At 55.5% G+C, this 12,514-nt stretch carries 9 protein-coding genes; 7 read left to right on the top strand and 2 right to left on the bottom strand.

The window, feature by feature from the left end:
* Positions 1-26: 26 nt before the first annotated feature.
* Complete coding sequence (locus AC0J4F_RS23470; protein WP_473024928.1) at positions 27-3,554, bottom strand: PAS domain-containing hybrid sensor histidine kinase/response regulator; 3,528 nt, start codon at positions 3,552-3,554, stop codon at positions 27-29.
* A 279-nt stretch (positions 3,555-3,833) separates the two neighbouring features.
* Between AC0J4F_RS23470 and AC0J4F_RS23465 the strand changes: the two genes are divergently transcribed.
* From AC0J4F_RS23465 to AC0J4F_RS23440, 6 genes are all read left to right on the top strand, one after another.
* On the top strand, positions 3,834-5,006 hold the full coding sequence (locus AC0J4F_RS23465; RefSeq protein WP_473024927.1) for a pyridoxal phosphate-dependent aminotransferase: 1,173 nt from the start codon (positions 3,834-3,836) through the stop codon (positions 5,004-5,006).
* A gap of 74 nt (positions 5,007-5,080) precedes the next feature.
* Positions 5,081-6,235: a two-component system sensor histidine kinase NtrB gene (locus AC0J4F_RS23460; protein WP_473024926.1), complete on the top strand. Its 1,155-nt coding sequence runs from the start codon at positions 5,081-5,083 to the stop codon at positions 6,233-6,235.
* 38 nt (positions 6,236-6,273) lie between these two features.
* Entirely contained in the window at positions 6,274-6,885 is a 612-nt protein-coding gene (locus AC0J4F_RS23455; RefSeq protein ID WP_133947866.1) for a response regulator transcription factor, read from the top strand.
* A gap of 133 nt (positions 6,886-7,018) precedes the next feature.
* On the top strand, positions 7,019-7,360 hold the full coding sequence (locus tag AC0J4F_RS23450) for a response regulator (RefSeq protein WP_473024924.1): 342 nt from the start codon (positions 7,019-7,021) through the stop codon (positions 7,358-7,360).
* Positions 7,361-7,582: 222 nt separating this feature from the next.
* Complete coding sequence (locus tag AC0J4F_RS23445) at positions 7,583-8,296, top strand: Crp/Fnr family transcriptional regulator (protein WP_473024923.1); 714 nt, start codon at positions 7,583-7,585, stop codon at positions 8,294-8,296.
* Between the two features lie 136 nt (positions 8,297-8,432).
* Positions 8,433-9,521 (top strand): MerR family transcriptional regulator, encoded by a 1,089-nt coding sequence (locus tag AC0J4F_RS23440; protein WP_473024922.1) that lies wholly within the window; start codon positions 8,433-8,435, stop codon positions 9,519-9,521.
* 62 nt (positions 9,522-9,583) lie between these two features.
* On the opposite strand, the gene hemN is transcribed toward AC0J4F_RS23440, so the two are convergent.
* Positions 9,584-10,960 carry an oxygen-independent coproporphyrinogen III oxidase gene (gene hemN, locus AC0J4F_RS23435; protein WP_473024921.1) on the bottom strand — a complete coding sequence of 459 codons (1,377 nt, stop codon included), beginning with the start codon at positions 10,958-10,960 and terminating at the stop codon, positions 9,584-9,586.
* Positions 10,961-11,219: 259 nt separating this feature from the next.
* Between hemN and AC0J4F_RS23430 the strand changes: the two genes are divergently transcribed.
* Positions 11,220-12,323 (top strand): AbrB family transcriptional regulator, encoded by a 1,104-nt coding sequence (locus AC0J4F_RS23430; RefSeq protein WP_133947859.1) that lies wholly within the window; start codon positions 11,220-11,222, stop codon positions 12,321-12,323.
* Positions 12,324-12,514: the final 191 nt, after the last annotated feature.

Raw genomic sequence — 12,514 nt, 5'->3', positions numbered from 1 at the left:
AACTGGGCCCTATGGCCTCGGGATTGTTATTCTGCTGCAGATTGATCTGTCCGGCATCGTCCAAGAGCAGCCCGGAGGGCCGCCGGCTTCAATGGTTTGTTAAAGAACGCGATGTCCTTATCGGCAGCTTCCGTGCGCACCGGGCGGCTTCGATCCGCCGTGATCAGGATGGCCGGTATGTGGCTGCCGAATTTCCAGCGCAGCTTCACGATGGCTTCGATCCCTGTGCCGTTGTCCAGGTGGTAGTCCGCCAGGATCACGTCCGGCGTCAGGTTTTCGTGGTTGAGGAAAGCGGCGGCCTGCGTGTCATCGCAAGCCGTGATGACTTTGCAGTTCCAGTTTGTCAGAAGATGGCGCATGCCGGACAGGATGTCGGGTTCGTTGTCGATCGCAACAACGCAGAGCCCATCGAGCTGGCCCACAATTGCGGCCGGTTGTGGCACCGGTTCTATATCAGGCACGGGCGCGCTTCGTGGCAGTTCGACGGAAAAACAAGACCCTTTGCCAAGTGTCGAGCGCAGGTTCACTTTGTGATTGAGAACGTGGCTGATCCGCTCAACGATCGACAATCCCAAGCCGAGACCTTTGGCGACGCGCATGCCGTCATCCAGGCGATGAAATTCCTGGAAAATGGCTTTCTGCTTGGTTTCAGCGATTCCGAGGCCCGTATCATGCACTTCCACGAACACCCTGTTTTCCCGGACACGGCAGCCGACCAGCACTTTGCCTTCACCTGTATATTTGATGGCGTTGGAAACAAGATTTTGTAGCAAACGCCGCAAGAGGCGCCGGTCGGATCTGATCGACATGGTGGTGTGAACGATCCGAAGCTCCAATTCTTTTTCGGCAGCGATGGGCATGAATTCGAGTTCCAGGCCGCGGATCAACTCGTCCAGCCGGAAGACGGTCGGCTCCGGTTTCAACGCTCCTGTATCGAGCCTTGAAATATCCATGACAGCCCCGAGAATGTCCTCAACGGACTCCAGCGCCGACTCCACGTTCTTCACGAGTTTTCCGTTGTCGCCCTCTTGGAGCTTGTCGACCAGAACAGAGGAATAGAGCCGTGCCGCATTCAGAGGCTGCATGATGTCGTGACCGGCGGCGGCCAGGAAACGGGTTTTGCCTATATTGGCCTCTTCGGCCGCACGGGTCGCCTCCACAAGACGGTCGTTAACGTGTGTGAGTTCCTCGGTCCGTTCTCGAACCCGCCGCTCAAGAGTTTCATTGGCCTTTGCCAAAGCCTCTTCGGCCATCACGCGTTCCGTAATGTCGGTGTAGGTCGTCACAATGCCGCCGTCGGGCATCGGGCTGATCCGCACCTCCAGAACCGTGCCACTTTCAAACAGACGCTCCTGATAGGTCTCCTGGATGATGACCAGCTTCTCGATCCGGTCCTGCACAATGACTTCAACGGGACCGGAACCGTGTTCACCGCGTTCCGCGTTGTATCGGAGGATGGCATCGAGGGTCGTGCCGACCTGTCCATATTCTGCCGGAAGTCCCAGAAGATCCCGGAACTGACGGTTCCAGCAAATCAGCCGGAAGTCCCGATCAAACACGCCAATGCCCTGTCGCACCTGGTTGAGCGCTGTTTGGAGGAGATCCCGATTGTGCTGGATCGCCATGGACGCATCGTCCAGCAGTTTCACCGCGCCCTTGGTCGACGGATCATGCCGCTTCAGCATCAAGGTAAGGACGAGACGGGCGGAGGCGGCACCAATCGCGCTTGCCAGCAGCTGCTCGGAGAACCTTAGAAGGTTCGCATCTGCGATTGTATTTGGTTCGATTGAGATGCCGCGCTCACGTGCAAATCTCTGAAATGAACGCTCTGTTCTTTCTTCACCGAGGTAGCGGGCGACGGTTGCCTGTAGATCTCCAGCGGTAACTGACGTCCGCCAGTACAGGAAGTTGGTCGGGTTGCGGAGTTCTGACGGTACAAAGACGTTTGCCTGCAGCGTTTCTGAAGGTTGAGGCTTTCGGATCAGCGATCCGGCGATGAACAGAACGACATTTGCCGCAAGGCTCCAGAGCGTGCCGTGAATAAATGGATCTGCCTCGATACCGAAGAGGGATTCCGGCTTAAGCAGGTCAATGCCAAATGGCCCCGTGCTCATGATGGTGTCGGAGATCAACCCGGACTGGGCAAAGGTCGGCAGTAACAGCGTGTAGGCCCATAGAAACAGGCCGCCACTCAGACCTGCAATCGCGCCAGTGGCTGTTGCCCGCCGCCAGTAAAGTCCACCGAAGAATGCGGGCGCGAATTGCGCAATCGCGGCGAACAACAACAGACCGATGGAGACGAGGGCAGCCGTATCACCCGCAGCCCGATAATAGGCGTAGGCGAGAAGTAAGATACCGAAGATGGCCAGGCGGCGAATGGTGATCAGACGCCGGCTCAAGTCCCGACCGTCGGTGTTTACAATGTCCTCTTCGCGATGCCCTCTCAGCATCAGCGGGATGACGATGTCATTTGAGATCATTATCGCAAGGGCGACTGCAGCCACAATCACCATTGCTGTTGCGGCAGACAAGCCGCCGAGAAAGACGAAGATCGTCAGCCAGTGCTGACCTGCATCCATCGGCAGGGCCAGAACATAGGTGTCCGGATTAACGTCCTGCCCGAACCGAAGGAGCCCCGCCGCTGCGATCGGAATGACGAAAAGATTGATCAGGATCAGATAGGCCGGAAACAACCAGGTTGCGCGTTTCAGTTCCGCATCGGAGTTGTTCTCCGTTACGGTTACGTGGAACTGGCGCGGCAGCAAAAGAACCGCAAATGCCGACAAGGTCGACATGACAACCCAGTTGCTGATCTTGATTGGCTGATCGAAGACCGCAGCAACTTCGGGGGCCTCGGATATTGCACGGATCAGGTCAAAGGGGCCGCCGAACAGCCCGTAGGTGACCCAGAAGCCGACGGCCAGAAACGCGATCAGCTTGACCACCGCCTCTGCGGCAATCGCGAGCATCAAGCCTTCCTGGTGTTCGGTCGCATCAATGTGCCGGGTCCCGAACGCCGAGCTGAAGATTGCCATGCCCAACGCAACCAGGAGCGTCAGATCGGCAAAGCCCGGATAAAGGAACTCCGGCGGTGAAAAAATTGGGCCGACCATCGTTGTGATCGACAGGGATACGGCTTTCAGCTGCAAGGCGATGTAGGGGATGACGCCGATCACGGCAATCAGGGTCGCCAACGCTGCAACGGACTGGCTCTTGCCATACCGCGCACCAATGAAATCGGCGATTGATGTAATGCTTTCCGTCTTGGAGATATGGATAATCCGGCGCAGAAGCGGATAGCCAAGAGCAAAGACCAGAAGGGGACCGATATAGATGGTCAGAAACTCAGCGCCGTTTCGGCTTGCGTTGCCGACCGAGCCGAAAAAGGTCCAAGACGTACAATAGACCGACAAGGACAGGGCATAGATCATCGGCCGGCCGCCACCGCGCAAACGCTTGGAGCGCCGGGCCATCCGGTCGCCATAACTTGCTATGGCAAACAGCAGCAGGATGTACACCGCTGCCGCCAGTATCACGAGCCAGCCATGCAGCATCGTCTTGCGGTTATCCTCCCGGGCAGTTTTTTGGGGTCAGTTTCAAAGTATGCCGAATCTCAGCACATCCCCGTGTTTATTCCGCCTCTTTCGCGATCCGATCACAGCTTGCAACAGATGTCTATTCGCCATGCGGCGAAGACACATCTGTCGCTGAAACACTCCGGGCAGTCCCGCTATTGATCAGGACCTGTGAAGCAGAGTTCAAATTGTTTCATGAAAACATCGGAAGAATCGCAGGTATGTCGACCGTGGATACAGCTTTTAAGGACCACACATTTGACTGCGCTTATCGACACATTGAGCCACGAGGCACGCATGGCGCCGGAGAGCGGCATCGTTGAAGTCTTCAATGCGGGACAGGGACGTGATGACGTTATTCCTTTGTGGGCGGGCGAAGGGGATCTGCCGACACCCCAGTTCATCTGTGATGCAGCGAAGCAATCCCTCGACAATGGTGAAACCTTTTACACCTACCAGCGCGGCATTCCGGAACTGAGGACTGCACTAGCTGGATATCATCAAAGAGTTTTCGGCAAGGCCTTTGCACCTGAGAGGTTTTTTGTCACCGGGTCCGGCATGCAATCCATTCAACTCGCCATCCAGGCTATTGCATCCTCCGGCGAAGAAGTGTTGGTGCCAACACCAACATGGCCAAACATCGAGGCAGCTCTTGGGATCAGAGGCGTAAAACCGGTCTCAGTTCCAATGCGCGAAGTGCCCGAAGGATGGGAATTGGACGTGGATGATCTGGAGGCTTCGATTATGCCAAAGACCGCTGCGATATTCCTTAATTCCCCCAGCAATCCGACAGGCTGGGTCGCGTCAGAAGAGGTGTTGAGACAAGTGCTTGGCCTTGCCCGCAAGCACGGGCTTTGGATCATCGCGGATGAGATCTACGCACTGTTCTATTATGGCAAGGCAAACCGCGCCCCGTCCTTTTACGACATTGCGGACGAGGATGATCAGATCATCTATGTGAACTCCATGTCCAAGAACTGGGCAATGACGGGATGGCGTATTGGCTGGATTTCGGCACCAGAGGCGCTGGGCCAAGTCTTGGAGAACCTCATTCAATACTCAACGTCCGGCGTCCCGATGTTCAGTCAACGTGCGGCTGTCTCAGCTTTGAATGACGGTCATACGTTTCTCGAGCAGCAAGTTGCGCTTGCCAAAGAAGGGCGGGACTGCGTGGTTCAGGGGCTTGGGGCTTTGAACCGCGTCCGGATCGCGGCCCCTCAAGGCGCGTTTTATTTATTCTTTTCCATCGACGGTGTTGAAGATACCCGGAAGTTTGCAATGGATTGTGTTCGAGAGACCGGTGTGGGTCTTGCACCTGGAACAGCGTTCGGAAACGGCGGAGAAAACTACATTCGCCTGTGCTTTGCGCGTCAGCGCGCCCATTTGGAAGAAGCTATCCAAAGAATTAGCGTTTGGTTGCCAGAGATTTAGAACAAAGACGGGTTGCTGGAGTACGTGAAAGTCCGTAAGTCTTGATGGAAGGGCGAGTTCCATCGGGGTGCGGCATGGCGGATGACAGTGTGATTGAAAGCGGAGAAGTTGCCGCGACGATCTCTGACGCCCGTTTGGACAGTGTCTTTAACACCGCTGTTGACGGCATCATCGTCATCAACGCGAAATGCCAAATCCTGGCGTTCAACAAGGCCTGCGAAAAACTCTTCGGGTATTCAGCAACAGATCTGCTTGGCGAGAATGTCAATCGGATCATGCCTTCCGACTATGCGCACCATCACGATTCTTACGTTCAAAACTATCTGGATACGGGCCACAAGAAGATCATTGGCATCGGCCGGGAGGTCAAAGGCCAACACAAGGACGGGACGGTTTTCCCGTTGGAACTGTCGGTTGGCGAGGCAGCGACGTCTGAAGGCCGACAGTTCATTGGCATCTTGCGGGACTTAAGGCCACGCAAACAGATCGAAGAGCGTTTGAGCAAAGCGCAGTCCCAACTGTTGCACGTGACGCGGTTGAGTGCGCTCGACGAGATGGGTGCTGCCATTGCTCATGAATTAAACCAGCCGCTTACAGCCATTCTGCTCTATCTGCAGTCCGTGTCCCGCAAAGCCTCCGCGGACGAACGCCTGACACCGGTTATGCTGGACGTCATCTCAAAGGCGGTGAAGGAAGCTGAGCGTGCCAGCGAAATTATTCAACGCATGCGCCAACTGGTGGAGCGCAAGGATCCGGAGCGCAAAGAAGTCAACGTCGATGAGTTGGTTGCCACCTGTCTGGAAATGGCAGATTTGGGGGCGATCGACGAACCGTCCATCATGGTCGCCAAGGTTGATAAGAACCTCCCCCCCTTGATGGCCGATCCGGTGCAAATCCGGCAAATTCTGATCAACCTTCTTCGCAACGCTCGAGAAGCCGTTGCCGGCCAGACGGATAGAAAAGTGACCTTGGCGGTGTGCCTTGGTGAGGATTCGCTTGAGTTTCGCGTTCAAGACAACGGACCGGGTGTTTCTGACGAAGTCGCAGACAGTCTTTTCAGGGCATTCAGCGGCGCAAAGCACAAGGGCGTCGGCTTGGGGTTGGCAATTTCCAGATCAATCGCGCAAAATCACGGCGGTGACTTGCGCCTCGAACAATCAGCACCGGGTGCAGGAGCGTCGTTTCTTCTGACGTTGCCCGTCACAATTGAAGAAACCGGGACGGAATGAACGCGGATGGTCCCGGCTCAGGACAAGGAAGTAAATCGATGAAAGCGAACGCTGATGCCATCTATATCGTAGACGATGATGCCGCTGTGCGTGACGCCCTATCCGTTTTGTTCAATATGGAGGGCTTTATCGTTGAAACCTTTACTGATGGTGACGCGTTCGTGCAGTCGGCCAGCAAAGCCGTTCCTGCCTGTATCATGCTGGATGTTCATATGCCGGGGCGGTCCGGCATCGAAGTATTGAAGGCGCTTAACGCAGAAAACTATCCCGCGCCGATCTTTATCATCTCCGGCCAGGGGGACATTCCGTTGGCGGTGGAGGCCATTCGCAACGGAGCGCACGACTTCATTGAAAAGCCTTTCTCAGCCGAGTCGGTTCTGGAGCGGGTCCGCGAAGGCATCAACGCCATGAAGCAGCGCCAATCTTCCGACGGCGGGATGCAGTTTGAGGGCGTAGATCTTCTGACCCGGCGGGAGCTGGAAGTGCTGAAAGAGATCACCGATGGCGCCTCCAACAAGGAGGCTGGCCGGACACTCGGTATCAGCCCGCGCACGGTCGAAGTTCACCGCGCTCGAATCATGGAAAAGCTCGGGGCCCGCAATGCGGCCGAGTTGGTCCGTATTGTCCTCGGCCACGGTGCGTCAGGATGACAATAGCGCTTGAAGGCCTCATCAGATAAGTAATCACGCGAAAACGTAGTACTGCGTACATCTGATACGGTTTTTTTAGCGTAATTTCTCCGAAGGTTTGGCAAAACCCACCAAACCGTGAGGACATTGCCGAGTGATTGTTCACATTGTCGAAGACGATCGGGCGGTTGCCGACGCACTTTATATAGTGCTTGGTGAGCTGGGTTATCTTCCGACCGTTTACAGTGATGGTGAAACTTTTCTGGCCGAAGCGACCATTTCGGCCAACGATATCGTCTTGCTTGACCTCGGACTTCCGGGAATGAGCGGTGTGGATGTTGCCCATCAACTGAATTCCCGGGCGAGCGCCCCCCGCATCATTGCGATCTCCGGAAAGACCCGCGCCGGCTTGAACAGGCATCTCAGGGATTTGCCCGATATGCCGCTGTTGAGAAAACCGCTGTCGATGGAAGCCTTGGCAGAGGCTGTGGCATAATCTCCTGCGTCCGAATATCTCATATGTAATTCTTCTTACGCAGACACCCTAATTTCTCCTGCAACATCTGATAGATACAGTTTCTCCTGCGGTTGGCAGAACGTCGGACGGGACGTTTTGCAGCAACAGTCGAACCACGGTCCTCTCACAAGAGCGGTTGCCAATTCAACAGTTGCCATGACCGGACTACGCCGCACAGGTCTGTGCGCAGGAGGGATTTAAATGGCTTACTATGAAGCAGATACTTTCGGGCATGCGGTTGGAACCGGTCGTCCGGTTGCCGAGATGTGTGCATCCAAAGAGACTTCTTTCGAACATTTTGGGGCCAAGCAGGCCCACTACGATACCCACGCTGTGATCTACTACGAGGGGGATCCGGCGAAGCGGCTCTATGAGTTGGCGAGCGGTACGGTGATGCTTTACAAGCTGCTGCCGGACGGACGCCGTCAGGTTGTTGAAGTTTTGCGCCCGGGCGATCTGTTTGGACTGTCTGGAGCTGAAGAGAACGATTGCACCGCGGAAACGCTGACGGATGCGAAGGTCAATGAGATCGATCTGCGGCACGTTGAGAAATCGGCGGATTTGCAGCGGCATCTGACCAAATGCCTGACCAAGCAAATGCGTGTCCTTCATGAACATGCCGTCCTGCTTGGCCGGAAGTCTGCAGTTGAGCGGGTCGCTAGCTTTCTGATGCATCTGGTTCCGAACCGCGGCGGCCTCGGCTGCACCGGTCCGGTAGACGAGAACGAGGACGGTTACGACCTCCAGCTCCACATGACGCGGCAGGAAATCGCAGATTATCTCGGACTGACCATTGAAACCGTCAGCCGTGTGGTCTCGGATATGAAGCGCCGCGGGATCATCCGTGTGGACCGCTCTGACAAGATCCACCTCAATAAGGTCTGCGGCCTGTGCCAAATGACGGGTATGCACTGAACACAGTGCACTAGTCCAATTAAACAGCCGCGGATCCGTCTGCGGCTTTTTTCTTTTAAGATTGGTGAAATAAACGCATTTTGCCCCTTGAGCCGGACCTATGGTCATACCTTAGAGCGACGCTCAGGAGGTTCTCATGGACAAGAAAATCCAGAACGACGTTCTTTTGACGGCTGCCGAATGCGCAGCAAGGACCGGGCTGTCGGTTAAGACGCTCCGGGTTTATGAAGCTCAGGGGCTGATAATGCCCAAGCGCACGGAGAAGAACTGGCGCCTTTACGGCACCAACGAGATTGTTCGATTGAATGAGGTCATCATCCTCAAACAGTTGGGTCTCAGTCTTTCCAAGATCAGCGAGCTCCTCTCCGGCCAGCCGGCGAATTTGGAACGGCTTCTGGAAATCCAGGCCACAACCCTGCGAACCCGCAGTGCGCAGATCGAAACCAGCCTGCGGCTAATCGGGCAATTGCAGCTCAAAGCTCAGAACGGCCTGTCCATGGAGGATCTCCTGTCGCTCGCAAAGGAGACCCATATGCATGAAGCAACAGACGATATCGCATGGCGCCGGTATGAGCAGGCACGCCCGCGGACCCAGGTTGAAATCGACCCAAGGAGTTTGAAGGATTATGTCGGCGACTACAGGTTTGAAGACGGGCTGACTGGCAAAGTAAGGGCGGACAATGGGAAGCTGTTTGGTGGGCTCTTGGGGCAGCCTGAGTTTGAATTATTTGCCGAGGCGCCGGACAAATTCTTCCTGAAGATCACGCCTGCTCAGGTGACGTTTGATCGGGACGAGACAGGTCTTGTCCAAGGTTTGATTCTTCATCAGGAGGGGTTTGAACTCAAGGCAAGCCGATGTGAGCCGGGTACCTACCAAAAAGCTGAAGACGCCCTGCAGGATCGGGTCAAGGCCAACGAACCATATCCTGGAAGTGCCGACCAGCTGCGGACCGTCATTGCCGAGTGTGCTGCTGGAACGGTCAACTATGATGACTATACACCGCAGCTCGCCAGCGTTATTCGCGAGCAACTCCAAATGGTTGGGCAGGAGCTGGAACGTCTGGGACCGCTCAAATCCCTTGATTTCCGGGGCGTGGGTGCCGGTGGCTATGACCTCTATACCGTCGACTTTGACAGTGGACGGCTGGAATGGGGTCTTTCCAAAGCAGCAGATGGCCGTTTGAACGGGCTCTTCATGCGCCCCGCACCCTGTGACATCGTCTAGAAACAGAGCGGATCGCCGGTTTCTTTCGGCGATCCGCTTGGTTGTTGTGTGGTTGATTGGCCTTAGACAGCCGCAGAATGTCGAGCTTTGCCCGCCGCCTGGCTGTCGGCCAGATAGGCGTCAAACGCTGCAGCCGCGAGGCGCACATACGGGCGGCCTTCATCTGTTACCCGAACCACGGTACTGTTGTTTTGCTTGCGGTTGATCTGCACAAGACCGTCAGCGGCAAGTTCATCAAGAGCGTCCATGGAGGATTGCAGATGATGAATGCCGGTATGATAAGCTGAACACACCTCATCGAGGTCGCAGGAGTAGTTGGTCATAAGTTCTTCAATGATGCGGCCACGCAGCCTGTCATCAATGGACAACGGTAACCCTTTGGAAACCGGCAATTTACCGGCTTCAATGCTGCGTTGCCAGTTGCCGACATCCGGCAGGTTTTGAACGAATCCCTTGCTGAGCTTGCCAATCGAGGAAACGCCGAAGCCGATCAGTTGTTCTCCCTGATCGGTCGTATAACCCTGGAAGTTGCGTTTGAGCGAGCCATCGTTGAGCGCAACGGCCATGCTGTCGTCCGGTCGTGCAAAGTGATCAAGGCCTATCGCCACATAGCCCGCCTTCAGCAACTCGCTGCGCGCAAGGTCCGCCATGGCCAGCCTTTCTGCGGCAGAGGGCAGGGAGGTCTCGTCAATCAACCGCTGATGCTTCCGCATCCAGGGAACATGCGCATAGCCGAACAGAGCAATCCGGCCAGGATTCAAAAACAGGGTCTTTTCAACGGTGTCCAGAATGGACTGTTCCGATTGACCCGGCAGTCCGTACATCAGATCGAAATTCAGCGCATCAAGTCCGGCCTTGCGCAAGTACCCGGTCGTCTGCTCAACCACTTCATAAGGCTGGACACGGCCAATTGCCTTTTGAACGTCCGGATCGAAATCCTGAACTCCAAGGCTTGCCCGGTTGATGCCGACCTGAACCAGCGTGTCCGCCAGTTCCTGCGTCACAAGGCGCGGGTCAAGTTCGATCGCGTGCTCCAGATCCGGGTCGAAATCGAACAGAACCCGCATTAGTCCGGTGAGTTCCACTAGGCTCTGCCGCGGCAGCAAGCTTGGCGTACCGCCCCCCCAATGAATGTGTTTGACGGGGCCAGCTTTTTGCAGGTGAGCCGCAGTCAACTCAAGTTCCCTGCACATTGTGTCGGCATAGGCCTTCAGCGGCGCATCCTTGCGCGTTGCCTTGGTATGGCACCCGCAATAGTGGCAGATCTCCCGGCAATAGGGGACATGCAGATAAAGAGATAACGTGTCCTGCGGACCTATTGATTGCAGCCAATCAATATAAACATCTGCCGATACCCCGTCATGGAAATGAGGGGCGGTCGGATAGCTGGTGTAGCGTGGTACATTGCGCATGGCATAGGAGAGCGTTTTCGTCATCATGAACCAACTATTGGCCGCAGGTCCGCGTGCCGCCTTGATATCGCTCAACCAGCTCGGACCATTTTGGTAATTTCCAGCCGCAATCGAAGAGAAGTCACGCTTTGGGCTGACGAATGCTCCGTCATGATTGAATATACATCGTCTTTGACGATCAGAATATATCAAAAAAATGATTATATTGATCAATGTGATCAATCATGATTCAGCTGAGCGTTGAGACTATAAGGTGTCACCCCAAGACAACTAGGTGACGTAGAATATGAACGAACTCCGGTTTGAGACACTCTGGAAGTTTCCGGCGACGCTGGCGATTGCCGTGGCGGGTGGGGCTGTGTTTCATCTTGCCGGTTTGCCGGCGGCATGGTTGTCCGGGGCCATGATTATCGTTGCCGCTGCGACCCTGGCGGGCGTCCCGACTGTGATGCCGAACAAATTCCGCGACGGCCTGTTTGTTCTTCTTGGCATTTCCATGGGGGCAGGCGTCCAGCCGGAAGTTGTCGAACGGGTATCCGAGTGGCCGCTGTCCATGGCGATGTTGTTGCTCGTCGTTGTCGGGGTGACCATCGCTGGATACTGCGTTTTGAGATACGCGGCCCATTGGCAAAAGGAGACGGCATTTTTTGGGGCAATCCCTGGCACTCTGGCTTATGTTATCGCGCTTGCGTCTGAAAGACGTGCAGATCTTCCCAGAATTGCCTCCACGCAATCGGTTCGGCTGTTCTTCCTGATTGCGCTTTTGCCATTTGCAGTGGTTTCTACAACGGATACCGATGCCAGCGTCACGGTCAGCCGCTATGCGTCCGATCTGTGGGACTACGGCATCGGGGTGCCGCTCTGCATTCTGGGCAGTCTTCTTGCCGTAAAAGTGCGGTTTCCAGGTGGATGGATGACAGGTGCCTTTTTCACAAGTGCCGCTCTGAACGCGTCCGGTGCCATTCATCTTGTATTGCCGGAAAGTATCGTCCTTGCCTGTATGGTTGCGATGGGAGCTGTGATTGGTTGCCGGTTTAATGAGATGACCTTTCGCGAATTTGTAAGCGTCTTGAGCGCTTCGGTTGCGGCATTTGCTGCGGCTTTTTCCGTTTCCGTTGCAGGGGCAGGATTTGTCTCGTGGATGATCGACATCCCCTTTGGGCAGGCGCTTCTGGCTTTTGCGCCGGGCGGACTTGAGGTCATGACCTTGATGGCGTTTGTGCTCGATCTGGATCCGGCGTTCGTTGCGGCTCACCAGATTGTTCGCTTCACCGGAATGGTCCTGCTGTTGCCAGCAATCACATTGATCACCATCGGCAGGGCACCCCGGTCATCCGGCACCTCCGGACACTCCTCCACGATTGCAACGTCCGACAAACCAATGACCTGATTTCTCAAGACTGTCATGTCTTGAAGAGGGAGCCTGGTGTCTCCTGAAAGCCACCTTTTTCGTACCTGCGATAATCTGTCCCAAGCTTCACCGGGGGTGGGGTTCTGATTCTTGACATGAATCAACGCGTCCATTCCGGAACCGTGCGCACTGTCTTGCCATCGTTGGCACCTTGTAACGATTTTAAAGAC

Source organism: Roseibium sp. R5, from assembly GCF_055755305.1.
This window is presented reverse-complemented; position numbering and strand designations above follow the sequence as displayed.